Source organism: Bacillus sp. FSL R5-0286 (assembly GCF_038593245.1).
Taxonomy (GTDB): Bacteria; Bacillota; Bacilli; order Bacillales; family Bacillaceae; genus Bacillus; species Bacillus altitudinis.
Window position 1 is genome coordinate 18,584 of record NZ_CP151977.1, and the last position, 19,563, is coordinate 38,146.

The window sequence follows — 19,563 nt, forward strand, 5'->3', positions numbered from 1 at the left end:
AAAAACTGCTCTCTATATATGAGAGCAGTTTTTTTATCGTTAAAAGAAAAGAGATTGTTTGTGGTTTTGAGGTGTAGACAAGGCCTGCTGAAAAATACCACATAACTTTTCCATACCTTCCGTCAGTGCCTTTTCATTCACATAAGAAAAACTGAGACGTATATAATTCTGCTTCGGCTCCCCAGGATAGCAGACAGAGCCAGGCAGGAAGGTGATTTGCTGCTTCCGTGCCTCATGTAATAGGGCACGTGTATCGACCCAGGAAGGAAAGCTAAGCCACAAATTGAGCCCGCCCTGTGGGATTTGCCACGTGACGTCCTTTGGCGCATGCTTTGTCAACACATCCATCATCAAATCGCGTCTCACCTTCAAGGCAGTTCTTAATTTTTTCGTATGATCGATCATTTTCTTGGAAGTGAGAAACGGTAAGATCGCTTTTTGAGTGAGAAGCGGGCTCCCTAAATCATTATTGGCTTTTGCAGCTAATAAACGGTTAAATATAGAGCCTGACGCTGTAATAATTCCAATTCTGCATCCTGGAGCCAGTGTCTTGCTTAATCCTCGTAAATAAATGACGTGTCCATCGTGATCTAGGCTTTTAATGGGTGCCGGCGGTTTCTTTTCAAAATAAAGCTCACGATAAGGATCATCCTCTACAATGAGACAATCAATGCTTTGTGCCAGTAAAAGCAGCTGTTTTCTTCGTTTCATCGACATACTAGCACCTGTAGGACTGTGAAAAGTAGGAATGGTATAGATGAGCTTTGGTTTATATTTATCACAAATGCTTTGAAGCTGTTTCATGTTCATTCCTTCATGATCGACAGGAACCGTAATAATTCGTGCCCCTCTCCCCATAAAGACATCAATTGCGCCTGGATAGGTGGGCGCCTCCATGACAACTACATCATCCGGCCCGATAAATGTACGTGCTACTAAATCAAGCCCTTGCTGAGAACCGCTAGTGACAAGGATATTTTCAGGAGTAGAAGGAACTTCTAATTTTTCTAGAAATGATTGAATGACCTGACGAAGCTGAAGGTCACCTTGTATTTCTCCGTATTTTGACATGATTTGAGGATGCCGGGCCAGGACATGCTGCATTTCTTTTTCTAAATACCGGTTAGGTAAAAGACCAGGATCAATCATAGAGGAAGAAAGATTGATGGCTTCTTCGACATAGTGATACTGAGCGAATTGAGATCTTGGTAAATAATCAGGGATCGATAACTGCCAATCGAAAGAAGTAGATGATTGAACCGGGATGTCAGTTTGCTCATGCTGCTCATTCACAAACGTACCTTTCCCTTGTACAGTCGTTAAAAATCCGTCGTCCTTAAGCCGTGTATAGGCTTTCGCTGCTGTGACAAGACTCACATTGAGCTGTTTCGCTAGATCACGTACAGTCGGTAGCTTATCGCCTTGCTGAAGCAGACCTGATTGAATGTGATCAACGATGGAAAAATAAATCTGATTTGAAAGAGATGTATCTGAATGTCGATGGATATCAATATGCATGAAAATCCTCCAATGGGTGTGGAATTGTTATAGATGGTTTCGAATTGTTATAGATGCATTATAACATGTTAATAACACTTAAAAGAGGGAATGATGCCTTTTTAACTATGAAACCTTGATATATAAGGGTTTCTTCTTTTTTATGAGCTAATTGAATTGTTATACTATTCTCTTTATTGTTATACTCTATCGCTTGTATGATAAAGGTGTTGAATCAATCGAATAGACAAATGGGAGGAAACAATTGTGAGCAATAAGGGAACTGAACGAGTAAAACGTGGAATGGCAGAAATGCAAAAAGGTGGCGTCATTATGGATGTCGTCAATGCTGAGCAGGCAAAAATCGCAGAAGAAGCAGGCGCAGTGGCAGTAATGGCACTAGAACGGGTACCAGCTGATATCCGTGCAGCAGGCGGTGTTGCCCGTATGGCAGACCCAAGAATCGTGGAAGAAGTACAAAATGCAGTAACGATTCCAGTCATGGCAAAAGCACGTATCGGCCACATCGTGGAAGCTCGTGTTCTTGAAGCACTTGGTGTTGATTATATTGATGAGAGTGAAGTGCTGACGCCCGCAGATGAGGAATTCCATTTAAATAAAAATGAATACACAGTACCTTTCGTATGTGGCTGCCGTGATTTAGGTGAGGCGACTCGTCGTATTGCAGAAGGTGCATCTATGTTGCGTACAAAAGGTGAGCCGGGTACAGGAAATATTGTAGAAGCTGTTCGTCATATGAGAAAGGTCAATGCTCAAATTCGTAAAGTGGCGGCAATGAGTGAAGATGAATTGATGACAGAAGCCAAAAATTTAGGCGCACCTTATGAATTATTGCTTCAAATTAAAAAAGACGGCAAATTGCCGGTTGTAAACTTTGCTGCTGGAGGTGTTGCAACACCAGCAGATGCAGCATTAATGATGCAGCTTGGAGCAGATGGTGTATTTGTCGGCTCTGGTATCTTCAAATCAGACAATCCAGCTAAATTTGCAAAAGCGATTGTAGAAGCAACGACTCATTTCACAGATTACCGTCTAATTGCAGAGCTTTCTAAAGAGCTTGGAACAGCGATGAAAGGAATTGAAATTTCAAATCTATTGCCAGAAGAGCGTATGCAAGAGCGTGGCTGGTAATTAAGGGAGCGCAAACGAACATGCTAACAATTGGTGTACTAGGGCTTCAAGGAGCGGTGAGAGAGCATATTCAATCAATTGAAGCTTGTGGCGCAGCGGGAAAGATCATCAAGCGGGTAGAGGAGTTAGAAATTGTTGACGGTCTCATTATCCCTGGTGGTGAAAGTACGACGATGAGAAGACTCATGGATACGTACCAATTCATTGAACCGATTAAAGCGTTCGCTGCTCAAGGTAAACCGATATTTGGGACTTGTGCCGGTTTAATTATGCTGGCAAAGCATATAGAAGATCGAGAAGATGCTCATCTTGGACTGTTAAATGTATCTGTTGCACGTAATTCGTTTGGCAGACAGGTAGACAGCTTTGAAGCAGATGTAGAAGTGAAAGGACTGGATACGCCATTTACAGGAGTGTTCATCCGTGCGCCTCATATCATCAGCGCAGATGAGAGCGTAGAGGTCATGGCTGAGTATGACGGCAGGATTGTGATGGCGAAAGAAAACAATATCTTAGGTTGTTCTTTTCATCCAGAGCTGACAGACGACCATCGGTTAACACAGCTGTTTGTTGAGATGGTGGAGTCCTATAAAACGAAGCTTGCTGTATAAAACGGTTGAAAAGAGATAAAACTTATAGTACATTAAAATCACAATCAAAGATCGAAAAAGCGTTGACGGGAAATAGTAAGAAGCCCCTCTTTCTCAGAGAGCCGATGGTTGGTGAGAATCGGTGAAAGATGCATTCTGAATCCATCCTTGAGCGAAATGCCGAAACACGAAGTAAGCATTTACGGTGATGCCGTTACAGAGGAAAGAGGAAAGCATGCTTTTGGCGTGTTTTCAATCAGGGTGGCAACGCGAGAGCTCTCGTCCCTTTCATGGGATGAGGGCTCTTTTTATTTTTCGATAAAAAAGGAGTGTTACACATGCTGGATATTAAACAACTGCGCACGGATTTTGATCAAATCAAAGAAAAATTAGCCCATCGAGGCGAAGATTTAGCGGATTTTGATAAGTTTGGTGAACTGGATCAAAAAAGAAGAGAATTAATCGGCAAAACAGAAGTATTAAAGAGCCGAAGAAATGAAGTATCACAGCAAGTGGCTGTTCTAAAAAGAGAAAAGAAAGACGCCGATCACATTATTCAAGAAATGCGTGAGGTAGGCGATGAGATTAAGAAGTTAGATGATGAATTAAGAACAGTAGAGGAAAGCCTGCAAACCATCCTATTCTCAATTCCAAACATCCCTCATGACTCTGTACCAGTCGGTGAAACAGAAGATGACAACATTGAAGTGAGAAAATGGGGCGAACAGCCAGCCTTCTCATTTGAACCAAAGCCGCATTGGGATGTAGCGGATGAGCTGAAGATTTTGGATTTTGAACGTGCAGGAAAAGTGACAGGAAGCCGTTTCGTTTTTTATAAAGGGCTAGGCGCACGGTTAGAGCGTGCACTTTATAACTTTATGCTGGATTTACACGTAGATGAATTTGGTTTTACTGAAGTACTACCACCTTATATGGTCAACAGAGCAAGCATGACAGGAACCGGACAGCTTCCAAAGTTTGAAGAGGATGCTTTTAAAATTCGAGAAGAAGATTATTTCCTCATTCCAACGGCTGAAGTGCCAATTACGAACATGCACCGTGACGAAATTCTTGAAGGAGAGCAGCTGCCAATCAATTATGCAGCATTTAGTGCTTGCTTTAGATCAGAAGCTGGTTCTGCTGGTAGAGATACGCGCGGACTCATCCGTCAGCACCAATTTAACAAAGTAGAGCTTGTGAAATTTGTCAGACCAGAAGATTCTTATGAAGAATTAGAAAAACTAACAAACCAAGCAGAAAAAGTTCTTCAATTATTGAACCTGCCATACCGTGTCATGAGCATGTGTACAGGAGATTTAGGCTTTACGGCTGCGAAGAAATACGATATCGAAGTATGGATTCCAAGCCAAAATACGTATCGTGAAATTTCTTCTTGCAGTAACTTTGAAGCGTTCCAAGCGAGACGAGCAAACATTCGTTTCCGCCCTGAGCCTAAAGCCAAGCCAGAACATGTGCACACATTAAATGGATCTGGTTTAGCAGTAGGAAGAACTGTTGCAGCCATTTTAGAAAACTATCAACAAGAGGATGGAACAGTGATCATTCCTGAGGTGTTACGTCCTTATATGGGAAATAAAGAAGTGATAAAATAAGATGCCGTCATGGCATCTTATTCTTTTTACCTAAACTTCTACAGCTTTTCTAAAATAAGCCGATAAAAGAACTAAAAGCATCTAGGAAAGAAGGAATAACCTTGAATAGGCTTGACTATTATGTTGAAATGGCTCAATTACTCAGAAAAGTTCTAGATGAAAGTGTCCTTTTCGGCATCACTGATACAGAAAAGGTACTTTGCTATTATCCATCGACCACAGTAGATTTTGGCATTAAAGTAGGGGACGCTTTAAACCCAGAGGACCAAAACGTGGCGACGACATTAAGAGGACAAGAATATGATGGGCATTTGCCAGAGTCTTTATATGGTTATGAAATTGCTGTAAAAGGTTATCCGATTTTTGATGAAGATAGAAAAGTGATTGGCTCTTTTTTAGTGGCTTTTTCACATCATCGTGAGAAGAAATTAAGCGGCTATATGGAACATATCAATAAAGTAGCGAAAGAGTTACAAGGTGGAATTGAGCAAATTGCTGCTCATTCTCAAGAACTGGCTGCGACAAGCTTAGAAATTAGTGAGCAGGCCGGAAGAGCAGAAGAGAAATCCGCAAATATTGAAGAAGTCGTCAAAACTATTGGCGGTATTGCGAGACAAACAAACCTGTTAGGACTCAATGCTGCAATTGAAGCGGCAAGAGCGGGTGAAAATGGAAAAGGCTTTGCTGTTGTTGCAGACGAGGTACGTAAGTTATCAGATGGATCAAAGGAAGCAGCTGAAACCATTAATGCATTTTTAAAAGAAATCCAAGACAGCATTGGCACTTTATCTGAAAATATCTCACAAATCAGCAGTTCAACAAACGAACAAGCTAAACAAGTGACAGACTTTACAAAGATTATTGAGTCATTAAATGATTTTAAAGAAGAGATGAATCTTTTTATAGAAGAAATTAGACAGGATACGTAATAGATGAAGAGCAGCCGATAATCGGCTGCTTTTTATAGGCTAAACATCATACCAAAATCAAATGTTGGAATTTTTTTCGAAAAGATGTTGACTTAAAATAAGATGATATGATATATTAATTCTTGTCGATACGGAGGAATACCCAAGTCCGGCTGAAGGGATCGGTCTTGAAAACCGACAGGGGTGTCAAAGCCCGCGGGGGTTCGAATCCCTCTTCCTCCGCCATATTGATTTTACCTTAGTTGAATTGAAACGCATAAAAATTGGAAATTGTCAAACCGCTGCATTCGAGAAATGCAGCGGTTTTTTTTTATTATTTTGTGTTAGAGCGATTTTTTTGAATAACAGAAGCAATTTCATGAAGAATTGGATCAAGTGAGCTTTCATCATGAAGTAGGTCATAATCTTCAATATTAATTTTAATCACAGGGCACAGATCAAATTGTTCAATCCATTCTGTATATCGAGTGTACATTTCTTCCCAATATGCTCGATCGGTTTGAGTTTCCATCTCTCTCCCGCGCTCTTCAATACGATGTAATATATGATCTAAATCCCCATGCAAGTAAATGAGGACATCTGGGTGAGGGAAGTAAGGTGTCATCACCATTGCCTCAAATAGACTCGTATACGTTTCATAGTCTACCTCTGACATGGTACCTTTGTCTGCGTGCATTTTAGCAAAAATACCAGTGTCCTCATAAATGGACCGGTCTTGTACATAACCTCCACCAGACTCGAAGATTCGTTTCTGCTCCTTAAAACGTTCAGCTAGAAAATAGACCTGTAAATGAAAGCTCCATCTTTGGAAATCTGAATAAAAAGGCTCTAAGTATGGATTATCATCTACTTTTTCGAGAGAAGTTTGAAACCCTAGCTTGTCCGCTATTGTTTTCGTCATGGTCGATTTTCCGACACCAACTGTCCCTGCAATTGTAATGACAGCATCCTTTGGTATTTCAATATTTTTCATAGTACTTGCTCCTTTATGTTCTGTACAATTTGCTGGTAATCTTGCTGTGAGGAAACGAAGTCTGTATGATCGCCTTCAATTGTAATGATAGGAAGACCTGGGTCAGTTTGTTTTAAATGCTCGATGGCCAACTCATAATCTTCAATCAGGGTTTTTAAATAAGCTGGATCAATGTCTTCTTCAAAAGATCGGCCTCTCATCTTTATTCTATCAAGTAAGGTGGGAAGGCTGGCTTTTATATAGATCATGGCATTTGGTTTAGGAAGATCATCTGTCAGCAAGTGATAGATCTTTCTGTATTTATCCATGTGCTTTTTGGATAAGGTTCTCTCTGCAAATATCATATTTTTATAGACATGATAATCAGTGACAATCGGCTGCTGTTTTTTGACATAGTTCTCTTCAATAGATTCTAACTGTTTAAACCGATTGCATAGAAAGAACATCTCAAGCTGAAAGCTCCATTGTTCCATATCTTCATAAAATTTATCTAAGAATGGATTTTCTTCTACAATTTCTTTTACTAAAGGAAATTGAAATTCCTTTGAAAGCATTGTAGCCAAGGTTGTTTTTCCGGCTCCAATTGGGCCTTCCACTGCAATAAAAGGGGCAGGATACATAGGCGTTCTCCTCTATCTATAAAGTTGTCAAACCAATGTATATTGTACCATACCCCTTCTGAGAGATAGAGCGTATGAATTACGATGTCGTTCTTTTTTCAATATTAAATTGATCTGATAACAACAACCAGTTTTGTGGGAAGGATAGACCTAATTTCCAGTAAGCAATTCCATTTAGGTTTAACTCTTTAATGAGATTAAATTTGGCTTGAATGGATCTTGCATCTTCAAACCAAACCTCGTGTTCTTTGTTATTAGCATCTGTATAACGGAAATAAGGTGCTTGTGCTGTTTCGTCATATAAAATGGATACATTATTCTCTCTAGCAATGGCGATCGCTTGTTGAGGGCTGACGGCTTTGGCGATAGGGCCTCCTTGAACATAAGGGAGTGTCCAATCATATCCATATAAATTCTGCCCCATCACAATTTTATTGGCAGGTATGACAGTCAGTGCATATTCAATGACTTGGCGGACAGGGCCGATCGGAGAGACGGCTTGTGCAGGCCCGCCGCTGTAGCCCCACTCATAAGTCATTAGCACAACATGATCAACAATCTTTCCAATTGCTTCATAGTCATGTGCCTCATACCATTTTCCTTTCTGTTCACTGCTTGTTTTAGGAGCGAGTGCCACAGAAATAGTCCAACCCTGTTGATGAAAACGAGTTGTTGCTTCTCTTAAAAATTGAAGGTAGGCTTCTTTATCAACTGGGCGTAAATATTCAAAGTCAAAATGGATTTCTTTTAATTGATACTTTTGAGCAACGCGGACGATTTCATTTAATAATGTCGTTTTGACAGATTGATTTGTTAAAAGGATTCGCCCGAGTTCATCACTAAATTTATCATTCTCTAGATTTGTGACTACCATGGATAAAACCGTTCTGCTTTGAGCGGCAATCTGAGGCAATTGATCTAATGGTGGCTCGCGAAGTGTTCCGTCTCTTTGCGCTTGAAAACTAAAAGCGCCGAGATGTGTTAAGTATGGAGATGCCTCTCTGGCTGCTTGCTTTAAATTTTCGCTGACTTGGTTTCCGCGTGGTTCTATATAAGCATTAGAATTAATATTTCTTTTCGGTCTTTGTGGAATATAAAGCAAGAAGCGAATAGGCAATATAGCTTCAGGACGAATCCGATTCACACGTGCCAATTCTTCTACCGAAATTTGAAATTTTCTTCCAATTTGATAAAGTGTATCATTTTGTTTGACCTCATAAAATTGGCCTCTAATAGGGATGACAATTGTTTGTCCAACGACTAGTTGATTTGGTGTTTCGATGTCGTTGGTCCGAATGATTTCATTTACCGTTGTTTTAAAACGCATGGCAATCTCATTTAACGTATCTCCTCTTTTGACAACATAAATTTGAATGGTCAACGCCCCCTTTGTTATTGCTAACAATTTATGAGGGTGATGGATAAATCATGTTTGATTTTCATCCGTGATCTCTTTAGTGGTTGTGATTTTGGCGAGAAGAACGTTCTCCATCATCGTTAAAGCGTACTCGTTGTCCCTATCATCATTTGAAGCAATACAATCTTTAGGTACAGTGAGGTTGTACTCTCGCATGTAAGCGTCATTTGCAGTGAACAGGACACAGATGTTTCCGGCAATTCCAGTTAAAATAAGTTCTTGCACACCTAATTCATTTAGGAGTGTCTCTAGTGCTGTTCCGTAAAAGGCAGAGTGCTTAGGTTTAATTAAGAAGTAATCATCTTTAGATGGTGCCATTTGCTCTAAAATAGGGGCACTTCTTTCGTTTTTACATGTTTCCATAACAGCTTTGATATCAGCCTTCCAGAGTCCATAGTGGTCGTTGATATAGATAATTGGCCAATTTTTCTTGAAAGCGTGTTGTTTAAGGGCTAAAATTTTATTGGTCATTTGCTCTGTTTTTTCAGCGAGCACATGTCCCATTTCGAAATCAAAATTATTGATCATGTCAATAATAAGCAGTGCCTTTTGTTGTTTTGGCAAATCAAGACCCCCTTTAAAAGATTGTGATAATATGTTAACCTCAATATCCTTTAAAAAAACATGAAAAGAGAGCCGTGCTATGACGAAAGATGAACAGTTTATGCAAGAAGCTATTTCTGAAGCTTTGAAAGCAAAACAAATAGGAGAAGTTCCAATCGGTGCCGTCATCGTTGTTGATGATCAAATTGTAAGCCGTGCTCACAATTTAAGGGAAAGTGAACAGCGATCAATTGCTCATGCGGAATTACTTGCTATTGATGAAGCGTGTAAAATGACTGGTAGCTGGCGTTTAGAAGATGCTGTACTTTATGTTACACTCGAACCGTGCCCAATGTGTGCAGGCGCTATTGTACTTTCAAGAGTGAAAAAGGTCGTTTTTGGTGCCTATGATCCTAAAGGTGGATGTGCTGGTACTTTAATGAATTTATTGGACGATGAGCGGTTCAATCATCAGTCTGAAGTCATTGGTGGTGTGCTTGAAAATGAGTGTGGTGAGCTGTTAAGTCAGTTCTTTCGAGACCTCCGTCAGCGGAAGAAGCAGGCGAAAAGTAAATGAATGGATGTCGTTTGCAATTTTATCACTTAGAAGGTATACTTATGTCTGCGTCACCAACAATTTAATATTCATTTTGCCGTGCTAAGCGGGGAGGTAGCGGTGCCCTGTACTCGCAATCCGCTCTAGCGAGGCCGAATCCCTTCTCAAGGTTCGTTTACTTCAAGGTCTGCCTTAAATAAGTGGTGTTGACGTCTGGGTCCTGCGCAATGGGAATTCATGAACCATGTCAGGTCCGGAAGGAAGCAGCATTAAGTGAAACCTCTCATGTGCCGCAGGGTTGCCTGGGCCGAGCTAACTGTTTAAGTAACGCTTGGGGTAGCGAATCGACAGAAGGTGCACGGTAAATCAATATTAAATGTAACTCATCTAGTTTATCTAGGTGAGTTTTTTGTTGCTATTGAAAGAATATATCAGTTGTTTTGTTTATACAAATAGCAAAAAAGCCATTTTCAGGGTGAGTTTTTTTGAATTAATTCATAGAGGGAATGAATGTTCTTGTTGATCTGACAGACATTTTCAGAAAGCAGGAAAACACGTTTTTTAATCAAGAAAAGTAATAAGTCTTTAAAGGAAATGCCCTTTTTCGTTTATTAGAAAATAAAGGTGTACTTTTGAATTGATCGTTGCATCATGTATAATGAACATGATGATAAATGGAGGAGGGCGTATTTGTGAGTTATCAAGCTTTATACCGAGTGTTCAGACCTCAAGTTTTTGAGGATGTTGTTGGACAAGAACACATCACAAAAACGTTGCAAAATGCCCTTTTGCAGAAAAAGTTTTCTCATGCTTACTTATTTTCAGGTCCTAGAGGAACAGGTAAAACAAGTGCTGCCAAGATTTTTGCGAAAGCAGTGAACTGTGAAAAGTCACCTGTTAGTGAGCCGTGTAATGAGTGTGATGCCTGTAGAGGGATTACGACCGGTTCGATTTCAGACGTGATTGAAATAGATGCTGCCTCAAATAACGGGGTAGATGAAATTCGGGATATACGTGATAAAGTGAAATTTGCTCCTTCAGCGGTTACATATAAGGTTTATATTATAGATGAGGTACATATGCTCTCTATCGGGGCATTTAATGCACTTCTTAAAACCCTAGAGGAACCACCTGCTCATTGTATCTTTATTTTGGCTACCACAGAGCCTCATAAGATTCCTCTTACCATCATATCAAGATGTCAGAGATTTGATTTTAAACGGATCACGACAAAAGATATTGTTGGACGAATGGAGAAAATTGTAGATGCAGAAAGCCTAAATATACAAGAGGGTTCACTCGAGATTATTGCTAGTGCGGCAGATGGAGGCATGCGTGACGCACTCAGTCTCCTTGACCAAGCGATCTCATTTAGTGGTGAACAGCTCACAATTGATGATGCACTGCTCATTACAGGTGCTGTATCTCAGCATTTCATTAGTCAGCTTGCTGAAGCCATTTTTGAGCAAAATATTGCGATAGCGCTGGATACGTTAAATGAATTGCTTCAACAGGGGAAAGATGCCGCGAAATTAATAGAGGATATGATCTTCTACTTTAGAGATATGCTTCTTTACAAAACAGCACCGGATCTTGAAGGTGTCCTTGAAAAAGTCAAAGTCGACGATAAGTTTGTGGCTCTTTCAGAACGTGTGGCACCTCAGTTTCTTTATGAAACGATTGAAGTGCTGAATAAAAGCCATCAGGAAATGAAATGGACAAACCATCCTAGAATTTTCTTTGAAGTAGCTGTGGTTAAGCTCTGTCAGTCAACGGCTGGTGCTGTATCATCTCCGGCTGATTCCGACCTAACAGCGTTAACGAATAAAATAGACAGGCTGGAACAGGAGCTATCTAGGCTAAAAGCTGAGGGTGTTCCAATGACTCAGTCTCAGAGTCCTCAAGCAAAAACGGAAGCACCTCGACCTCAAACGAGTAATAAAAATGGTTATCGTGCACCTGTCGGTCGAATTCATGAGATTTTAAAAGAAGCGAAGCGGCCGGAGCTAGAAAAAATAAAAGGCAAATGGGGAGAGCTTCTTGCCCAATTAAAACAGCAAAATAAGGTATCTCACGCTGCGCTATTAACAGATAGTGAACCAGTTGCGGCGGCAACTCATGCCTTTGTTTTAAAATTCAAATTTGAAATACATTGTAAGATGGTGGCCGAAGATAAAAGTGGTGTTCGAACCAATCTTGAGCAACTGCTAGAATCTATGCTAGGAAAAAGAGTGGAATTAGTTGGCGTTCCTGACGCTCAATGGGGTAAAATAAGAGAAGAATTTTTAAGAGATCATCAGCCTGAAGAACAAGCAGATGGTCAGGCAGCTTCTGCTGAAGAAGATCCATTAATTGCAGAAGCAAAGAAGTTAGTAGGAACCGATTTAATTGAAATTAAAGATTAACAATTTGAAAGAGAGTGGTGTTCATATGCGCGGTGGAATGGGAAATATGCAAAAAATGATGAAACAAATGCAAAAAATGCAGAAGGATATGGCTAAGGCTCAAGAAGAGCTTGCAGAAAAAGTCCTTGAAGGTACGGCAGGTGGCGGCATGGTCACTGTAAAAGTAAATGGACAAAAAGAAGTCGTTGATGTGGCGATTAATGAAGAAGTTGTTGATCCTGAAGACATCGATATGCTTCAAGATCTTGTACTTGCAGCAACAAATGATGCATTGAAAAAAGTTGATGAACTAACGAATGAAACAATGGGTCAATTCACAAAAGGAATGAACATGCCAGGTTTATTCTAGGAGGAATAACTGAAGATGCAATATCCTGAACCAATATCAAAGCTGATTGATAGCTTTATGAAATTGCCAGGAATCGGACCTAAAACTGCGGTCCGTCTGGCTTTTTTTGTTCTTAGTATGCAAGAAGATGTCGTGCTGGATTTTGCGAAGGCACTTGTTAATGCAAAGCGTAATTTAACTTATTGTTCTGTTTGCGGACATATCACCGACCAGGATCCTTGCTATATTTGTGAAGATACAAGAAGAGATCAATCTGTGATCTGTGTCGTGCAGGATCCAAAAGATGTGATCGCAATGGAAAAAATGAAAGAATACAACGGCTTATATCATGTGCTTCATGGTGCTATTTCACCAATGGACGGAATTGGACCGGAGGATATTAAAATTCCTGACCTATTAAAAAGATTGCAAGACGATCAAGTCACAGAGGTCATTCTTGCAACCAACCCAAACATTGAGGGAGAAGCGACAGCCATGTATATCTCTAGATTGTTGAAACCATCAGGAATTAAACTCTCTCGCATTGCTCACGGACTCCCAGTAGGTGGAGATTTAGAGTATGCGGATGAAGTCACACTTTCTAAGGCTCTAGAAGGCAGACGTGAGATGTAGGAAGGAGAAGTACGGTACATGGGTTTTCTTCGCAGAAAATCAATTCGAAAAGAATTCGATGAGATATTAATTCAACAGCTTTTTAAGCAAAAGGAAGAATGGAACAGACAAAAAAAGCTTGTCGCAAATAGCGTTGAGCCTTCACCGGACATTCTATTCGAATTAAAGCTTGCTCAAGCGAAGTACTTTTTCTATCTGAGAGAAGCGAAAAAGAGAAATTTACGTTTAAACAACTGGAGATAGCAGGTCTATTTTCCATAATCCTCTCATATGCTTGTACTATTCATATGAAGAGGAGATGAGAGGATTATGGAACCTGTTATTGTGATTGGTTCAATTTTGTTAGCTGTTTTATTGTTGTTTATGTCGGGTGTTCAAGCAAATCCATTCAAATGGTTAGGGCTTATCGGAATAAAATTTGTCGCAGGCGCTCTTTTTTTATTTTGTCTCAATTTATTCGGCGAGAGTTTAGGGCTTCATGTTTCCATTAACCCTGTAACGAGCGGAATTAGTGGTTTGTTGGGCATTCCAGGTGTAGCAGCTTTAGTCGTAATTGAAAAGTTTATTATTTAATGCAAAATATTGTTGACTTTGATTATATATGGTGGTAAATTAATATACGTCGCTGATGACGAAGAAACGAAAAAACATAATAACAAAAAAGTTGTTGACACTAACAACTTGGATGTGATAAGATGTTCTAGTCGCTTCTGAAGCGGTAAACAAGTTCTTTGAAAACTAAACAAGACAAAACGTACCTGTTAATTCGAGTTTTTATAAAAAAATCCTATGATACATCATAGGTAGTCAGTCAAACGCTGACGAAAAACAAAACTTCGGTTTTGTACTTTTTCGGAGAGTTTGATCCTGGCTCAGGACGAACGCTGGCGGCGTGCCTAATACATGCAAGTCGAGCGGACAGAAGGGAGCTTGCTCCCGGATGTTAGCGGCGGACGGGTGAGTAACACGTGGGTAACCTGCCTGTAAGACTGGGATAACTCCGGGAAACCGGAGCTAATACCGGATAGTTCCTTGAACCGCATGGTTCAAGGATGAAAGACGGTTTCGGCTGTCACTTACAGATGGACCCGCGGCGCATTAGCTAGTTGGTGAGGTAACGGCTCACCAAGGCGACGATGCGTAGCCGACCTGAGAGGGTGATCGGCCACACTGGGACTGAGACACGGCCCAGACTCCTACGGGAGGCAGCAGTAGGGAATCTTCCGCAATGGACGAAAGTCTGACGGAGCAACGCCGCGTGAGTGATGAAGGTTTTCGGATCGTAAAGCTCTGTTGTTAGGGAAGAACAAGTGCAAGAGTAACTGCTTGCACCTTGACGGTACCTAACCAGAAAGCCACGGCTAACTACGTGCCAGCAGCCGCGGTAATACGTAGGTGGCAAGCGTTGTCCGGAATTATTGGGCGTAAAGGGCTCGCAGGCGGTTTCTTAAGTCTGATGTGAAAGCCCCCGGCTCAACCGGGGAGGGTCATTGGAAACTGGGAAACTTGAGTGCAGAAGAGGAGAGTGGAATTCCACGTGTAGCGGTGAAATGCGTAGAGATGTGGAGGAACACCAGTGGCGAAGGCGACTCTCTGGTCTGTAACTGACGCTGAGGAGCGAAAGCGTGGGGAGCGAACAGGATTAGATACCCTGGTAGTCCACGCCGTAAACGATGAGTGCTAAGTGTTAGGGGGTTTCCGCCCCTTAGTGCTGCAGCTAACGCATTAAGCACTCCGCCTGGGGAGTACGGTCGCAAGACTGAAACTCAAAGGAATTGACGGGGGCCCGCACAAGCGGTGGAGCATGTGGTTTAATTCGAAGCAACGCGAAGAACCTTACCAGGTCTTGACATCCTCTGACAACCCTAGAGATAGGGCTTTCCCTTCGGGGACAGAGTGACAGGTGGTGCATGGTTGTCGTCAGCTCGTGTCGTGAGATGTTGGGTTAAGTCCCGCAACGAGCGCAACCCTTGATCTTAGTTGCCAGCATTTAGTTGGGCACTCTAAGGTGACTGCCGGTGACAAACCGGAGGAAGGTGGGGATGACGTCAAATCATCATGCCCCTTATGACCTGGGCTACACACGTGCTACAATGGACAGAACAAAGGGCTGCGAGACCGCAAGGTTTAGCCAATCCCACAAATCTGTTCTCAGTTCGGATCGCAGTCTGCAACTCGACTGCGTGAAGCTGGAATCGCTAGTAATCGCGGATCAGCATGCCGCGGTGAATACGTTCCCGGGCCTTGTACACACCGCCCGTCACACCACGAGAGTTTGCAACACCCGAAGTCGGTGAGGTAACCTTTATGGAGCCAGCCGCCGAAGGTGGGGCAGATGATTGGGGTGAAGTCGTAACAAGGTAGCCGTATCGGAAGGTGCGGCTGGATCACCTCCTTTCTAAGGATATATGGAGCAGCGTACGTTTTTCGTCTTGTTTAGTTTTGAAGGAACTTGCAAAAGATCCTACAACATCATATCTTCGATATGAAAGATGGGCCTGTAGCTCAGCTGGTTAGAGCGCACGCCTGATAAGCGTGAGGTCGGTGGTTCGAGTCCACTCAGGCCCACCATCTTCTATTAAATCGGGGCCTTAGCTCAGCTGGGAGAGCGCCTGCCTTGCACGCAGGAGGTCAGCGGTTCGATCCCGCTAGGCTCCACCAACGTGTTCTTTGAAAACTAGATAACAATAAGTAATACATTCACATTGAATGCAATGCAAAGTTCATCACACATAGTGATTCTTTCTAAAGTAAGAAATGGTTAAGTTAGAAAGGGCGCACGGTGGATGCCTTGGCACTAGGAGCCGATGAAGGACGGGACGAACACCGATATGCTTCGGGGAGCTGTAAGCAAGCTTTGATCCGGAGATTTCCGAATGGGGAAACCCACTGCTCGTAATGGAGTAGTATCCATACTTGAATACATAGAGTATGAGAAGGCATACCCGGGGAACTGAAACATCTAAGTACCCGGAGGAAGAGAAAGCAAATGCGATTCCCTGAGTAGCGGCGAGCGAAACGGGAACAGCCCAAACCAAGAGGCTTGCCTCTTGGGGTTGTAGGACACTCTATACGGAGTTACAAAGGAACGATATAAGCGAAGAGGTCTGGAAAGGCCCGCCAAAGAAGGTAACAGCCCTGTAACTGAAATGTTGTTCTCTCCAGAGTGGATCCTGAGTACGGCGGAACACGTGAAATTCCGTCGGAATCCGGGAGGACCATCTCCCAAGGCTAAATACTCCCTAGTGACCGATAGTGAACCAGTACCGTGAGGGAAAGGTGAAAAGCACCCCGGAAGGGGAGTGAAATAGATCCTGAAACCGTGTGCCTACAAGTAGTCAGAGCCCGTTAACGGGTGATGGCGTGCCTTTTGTAGAATGAACCGGCGAGTTACGATCCCGTGCAAGGTTAAGCAGAAGATGCGGAGCCGCAGCGAAAGCGAGTCTGAATAGGGCGCATGAGTACGTGGTCGTAGACCCGAAACCAGGTGATCTACCCATGTCCAGGGTGAAGTTCAGGTAACACTGAATGGAGGCCCGAACCCACGCACGTTGAAAAGTGCGGGGATGAGGTGTGGGTAGGGGTGAAATGCCAATCGAACCTGGAGATAGCTGGTTCTCTCCGAAATAGCTTTAGGGCTAGCCTCAAGGTAAGAGTCTCGGAGGTAGAGCACTGATTGGACTAGGGGCCCCTACCGGGTTACCGAATTCAGTCAAACTCCGAATGCCGATGACTTATCCTTGGGAGTCAGACTGCGAGTGATAAGATCCGTAGTCGAAAGGGAAACAGCCCAGACCGCCAGCTAAGGTCCCAAAGTATACGTTAAGTGGAAAAGGATGTGGAGTTGCTTAGACAACCAGGATGTTGGCTTAGAAGCAGCCACCATTTAAAGAGTGCGTAATAGCTCACTGGTCGAGTGACTCTGCGCCGAAAATGTACCGGGGCTAAACGTATCACCGAAGCTGCGGACTGTTCTTACGAACAGTGGTAGGAGAGCGTTCTAAGTGCAGTGAAGTCAGACCGGAAGGACTGGTGGAGCGCTTAGAAGTGAGAATGCCGGTATGAGTAGCGAAAGACGGGTGAGAATCCCGTCCACCGAATGCCTAAGGTTTCCTGAGGAAGGCTCGTCCGCTCAGGGTTAGTCGGGACCTAAGCCGAGGCCGAAAGGCGTAGGCGATGGACAACAGGTTGATATTCCTGTACCACCTCCTCACCATTTGAGCAATGGGGGGACGCAGGAGGATAGGGTAAGCGCGGTATTGGATATCCGCGTCCAAGCAGTTAGGCTGGGAAATAGGCAAATCCGTTTCCCGTGAAGGCTGAGCTGTGATGGCGAGCGAAATTTAGTAGCGAAGTTCCTGATTCCACACTGCCAAGAAAAGCCTCTAGCGAGGTGAGAGGTGCCCGTACCGCAAACCGACACAGGTAGGCGAGGAGAGAATCCTAAGGTGATCGAGAGAACTCTCGTTAAGGAACTCGGCAAAATGACCCCGTAACTTCGGGAGAAGGGGTGCTTCTTAGGGTGTTAAAGCCCCGAGAAGCCGCAGTGAATAGGCCCAGGCGACTGTTTAGCAAAAACACAGGTCTCTGCGAAGCCGTAAGGCGAAGTATAGGGGCTGACGCCTGCCCGGTGCTGGAAGGTTAAGAGGAGCGCTTAGCGTAAGCGAAGGTGCGAATTGAAGCCCCAGTAAACGGCGGCCGTAACTATAACGGTCCTAAGGTAGCGAAATTCCTTGTCGGGTAAGTTCCGACCCGCACGAAAGGCGCAACGATCTGGGCACTGTCTCAACGAGAGACTCGGTGAAATTATAGTACCTGTGAAGATGCAGGTTACCCGCGACAGGACGGAAAGACCCCGTGGAGCTTTACTGCAGCCTGATATTGAATGTTGGTACAGCTTGTACAGGATAGGTAGGAGCCTTGGAAACCGGAGCGCTAGCTTCGGTGGAGGCATCGGTGGGATACTACCCTGGCTGTATTGACCTTCTAACCCGCTGCCCTTATCGGGCAGGGAGACAGTGTCAGGTGGGCAGTTTGACTGGGGCGGTCGCCTCCTAAAATGTAACGGAGGCGCCCAAAGGTTCCCTCAGAATGGTTGGAAATCATTCGCAGAGTGTAAAGGCACAAGGGAGCTTGACTGCGAGACCTACAAGTCGAGCAGGGACGAAAGTCGGGCTTAGTGATCCGGTGGTTCCGCATGGAAGGGCCATCGCTCAACGGATAAAAGCTACCCCGGGGATAACAGGCTTATCTCCCCCAAGAGTCCACATCGACGGGGAGGTTTGGCACCTCGATGTCGGCTCATCGCATCCTGGGGCTGTAGTCGGTCCCAAGGGTTGGGCTGTTCGCCCATTAAAGCGGTACGCGAGCTGGGTTCAGAACGTCGTGAGACAGTTCGGTCCCTATCCGTCGCGGGCGCAGGAAATTTGAGAGGAGCTGTCCTTAGTACGAGAGGACCGGGATGGACGCACCGCTGGTGTACCAGTTGTTCTGCCAAGGGCATCGCTGGGTAGCTATGTGCGGACGGGATAAGTGCTGAAAGCATCTAAGCATGAAGCCCCCCTCAAGATGAGATTTCCCATTCCGCAAGGAAGTAAGATCCCTGAAAGATGATCAGGTTGATAGGTCTGAGGTGGAAGCGTGGTGACACGTGGAGCTGACAGATACTAATAGATCGAGGACTTAACCTATATTCTAATGTGAAGCGTGAACATTGTTATCTAGTTTTGAGAGAACATTCTCTCCATCAGGTTTGGTGGCGATAGCGAAGAGGTCACACCCGTTCCCATACCGAACACGGAAGTTAAGCTCTTCAGCGCCGATGGTAGTTGGGGGTTTCCCCCTGTGAGAGTAGGACGCCGCCAAGCTTTTCAAAGGATCAGTTCCAATCGGAACTGGTCTTTTTTGTGTTTTAAAAAAGGAACAAACACTCGATCTGGCATGGATACATATACTAAACTATCATCTAAAACATTCTTAATTTTGTATACAATTGAAAGCGCTAGGGCATACTGAAGCTATAAGTGGAGGTGTCACAATGAGCAAAAAAGAGCGAGAAGCAATTTGTTTGATTTGTGAAGAGAAAAAAACAAAGGGAATTTATTTATATCATCAGTTTTTATGCCGAGATTGTGAACGGAAGTTAATTTCTACATCAACCTCGGATCCTAGTTATGCTGATTATGTAAGAAAGCTTAAAAATCTTCATACGCCGCCTTTGTATTCATAGACCATTAGATGGTCTTTTTTTATGGGCAATCGGGGATTGGGCTTGTTTTTTGGAACTTAGTTTGGACATCAACCGTAA

At 43.3% G+C, this 19,563-nt stretch carries 16 protein-coding genes, 3 tRNA genes, 3 rRNA genes, 1 other RNA gene and 1 other annotated feature; of the genes, 18 read left to right on the forward strand and 5 right to left on the reverse strand.

The features are described from left to right. Positions 1–39 precede the first annotated feature (39 nt). Positions 40–1,518: a PLP-dependent aminotransferase family protein gene (locus NST24_RS00080; RefSeq protein ID WP_342462160.1), complete on the reverse strand. Its 1,479-nt coding sequence runs from the start codon at positions 1,516–1,518 to the stop codon at positions 40–42. Positions 1,519–1,764: 246 nt separating this feature from the next. On the opposite strand from NST24_RS00080, the gene pdxS reads away from it, so the two are divergent. From pdxS to NST24_RS00105, 5 genes are all read left to right on the forward strand, one after another. Then, entirely contained in the window at positions 1,765–2,649 is an 885-nt protein-coding gene (gene pdxS / locus NST24_RS00085) for a pyridoxal 5'-phosphate synthase lyase subunit PdxS (protein WP_034666107.1), read from the forward strand. Positions 2,650–2,669: 20 nt separating this feature from the next. After that, the gene (pdxT, locus tag NST24_RS00090) at positions 2,670–3,260 is read left to right on the forward strand and encodes a pyridoxal 5'-phosphate synthase glutaminase subunit PdxT (RefSeq protein ID WP_065461496.1); all 591 of its coding nucleotides are present in this window, start codon (positions 2,670–2,672) and stop codon (positions 3,258–3,260) included. 53 nt (positions 3,261–3,313) lie between these two features. After that, positions 3,314–3,529: a binding site (T-box leader), on the forward strand. 48 nt (positions 3,530–3,577) lie between these two features. Then, positions 3,578–4,852, forward strand: coding sequence for a serine--tRNA ligase (gene serS / locus NST24_RS00095; protein ID WP_008342028.1), 1,275 nt, complete (start codon positions 3,578–3,580; stop codon positions 4,850–4,852). 101 nt (positions 4,853–4,953) lie between these two features. Beyond that, positions 4,954–5,781, forward strand: a complete 828-nt coding sequence (locus tag NST24_RS00100) for a methyl-accepting chemotaxis protein (RefSeq protein WP_008342025.1) — start codon at positions 4,954–4,956, stop codon at positions 5,779–5,781. Between the two features lie 132 nt (positions 5,782–5,913). Next, a tRNA-Ser gene (locus NST24_RS00105) sits at positions 5,914–6,006 on the forward strand. Between the two features lie 88 nt (positions 6,007–6,094). Here the strand turns inward: NST24_RS00105 and NST24_RS00110 are convergent. The 4 genes from NST24_RS00110 to NST24_RS00125 form a co-directional block, all read right to left on the reverse strand. Continuing rightward, the gene (locus NST24_RS00110; RefSeq protein WP_024719578.1) at positions 6,095–6,754 is read right to left on the reverse strand and encodes a deoxynucleoside kinase; all 660 of its coding nucleotides are present in this window, start codon (positions 6,752–6,754) and stop codon (positions 6,095–6,097) included. Continuing rightward, positions 6,751–7,374 (reverse strand): deoxynucleoside kinase, encoded by a 624-nt coding sequence (locus NST24_RS00115; RefSeq protein WP_017366700.1) that lies wholly within the window; start codon positions 7,372–7,374, stop codon positions 6,751–6,753. The genes NST24_RS00110 and NST24_RS00115 overlap by 4 nt, the downstream gene beginning before the upstream one ends. A 79-nt stretch (positions 7,375–7,453) precedes the next feature. Next, complete coding sequence (locus tag NST24_RS00120; protein ID WP_342462161.1) at positions 7,454–8,755, reverse strand: glycoside hydrolase family 18 protein; 1,302 nt, start codon at positions 8,753–8,755, stop codon at positions 7,454–7,456. Positions 8,756–8,800: 45 nt separating this feature from the next. Continuing rightward, on the reverse strand, positions 8,801–9,355 hold the full coding sequence (locus tag NST24_RS00125; protein ID WP_041091587.1) for an isochorismatase family cysteine hydrolase: 555 nt from the start codon (positions 9,353–9,355) through the stop codon (positions 8,801–8,803). Between the two features lie 79 nt (positions 9,356–9,434). On the opposite strand from NST24_RS00125, the gene tadA reads away from it, so the two are divergent. From tadA to NST24_RS00190, 13 genes are all read left to right on the forward strand, one after another. Beyond that, entirely contained in the window at positions 9,435–9,911 is a 477-nt protein-coding gene (gene tadA / locus NST24_RS00130) for a tRNA adenosine(34) deaminase TadA (protein WP_008342015.1), read from the forward strand. 76 nt (positions 9,912–9,987) lie between these two features. Beyond that, positions 9,988–10,252: signal recognition particle sRNA large type (gene ffs, locus NST24_RS00135), an RNA gene on the forward strand. Positions 10,253–10,582: 330 nt separating this feature from the next. After that, positions 10,583–12,295, forward strand: coding sequence for a DNA polymerase III subunit gamma/tau (gene dnaX, locus NST24_RS00140; protein ID WP_008342013.1), 1,713 nt, complete (start codon positions 10,583–10,585; stop codon positions 12,293–12,295). Positions 12,296–12,320: 25 nt separating this feature from the next. Further along, the gene (locus tag NST24_RS00145; protein ID WP_008342011.1) at positions 12,321–12,644 is read left to right on the forward strand and encodes a YbaB/EbfC family nucleoid-associated protein; all 324 of its coding nucleotides are present in this window, start codon (positions 12,321–12,323) and stop codon (positions 12,642–12,644) included. Positions 12,645–12,659: 15 nt separating this feature from the next. Beyond that, a complete protein-coding gene (gene recR, locus NST24_RS00150; protein ID WP_003218094.1) occupies positions 12,660–13,256 on the forward strand; it encodes a recombination protein RecR in 597 nt (198 codons plus the stop codon). 18 nt (positions 13,257–13,274) lie between these two features. Next, positions 13,275–13,499: a YaaL family protein gene (locus NST24_RS00155; protein ID WP_008342008.1), complete on the forward strand. Its 225-nt coding sequence runs from the start codon at positions 13,275–13,277 to the stop codon at positions 13,497–13,499. 66 nt (positions 13,500–13,565) lie between these two features. After that, positions 13,566–13,829 (forward strand): pro-sigmaK processing inhibitor BofA family protein, encoded by a 264-nt coding sequence (locus tag NST24_RS00160; RefSeq protein WP_012009068.1) that lies wholly within the window; start codon positions 13,566–13,568, stop codon positions 13,827–13,829. Between the two features lie 276 nt (positions 13,830–14,105). Next, a 16S ribosomal RNA gene (locus tag NST24_RS00165) occupies positions 14,106–15,654 on the forward strand. A 96-nt stretch (positions 15,655–15,750) separates the two neighbouring features. Continuing rightward, positions 15,751–15,827: transfer RNA gene (locus NST24_RS00170), tRNA-Ile, on the forward strand. A 14-nt stretch (positions 15,828–15,841) separates the two neighbouring features. Beyond that, positions 15,842–15,917: transfer RNA gene (locus NST24_RS00175), tRNA-Ala, on the forward strand. Positions 15,918–16,015: 98 nt separating this feature from the next. Next, positions 16,016–18,946 (forward strand): 23S ribosomal RNA (locus NST24_RS00180). Positions 18,947–19,007: 61 nt separating this feature from the next. Further along, positions 19,008–19,123, forward strand: a 5S ribosomal RNA gene (gene rrf, locus NST24_RS00185). Together the 16S, 23S and 5S rRNA genes with 2 tRNA genes alongside form the textbook arrangement of a ribosomal RNA operon. A 170-nt stretch (positions 19,124–19,293) precedes the next feature. After that, a complete protein-coding gene (locus tag NST24_RS00190) occupies positions 19,294–19,485 on the forward strand; it encodes a sigma factor G inhibitor Gin (protein WP_017359334.1) in 192 nt (63 codons plus the stop codon). Positions 19,486–19,563 lie beyond the last annotated feature (78 nt).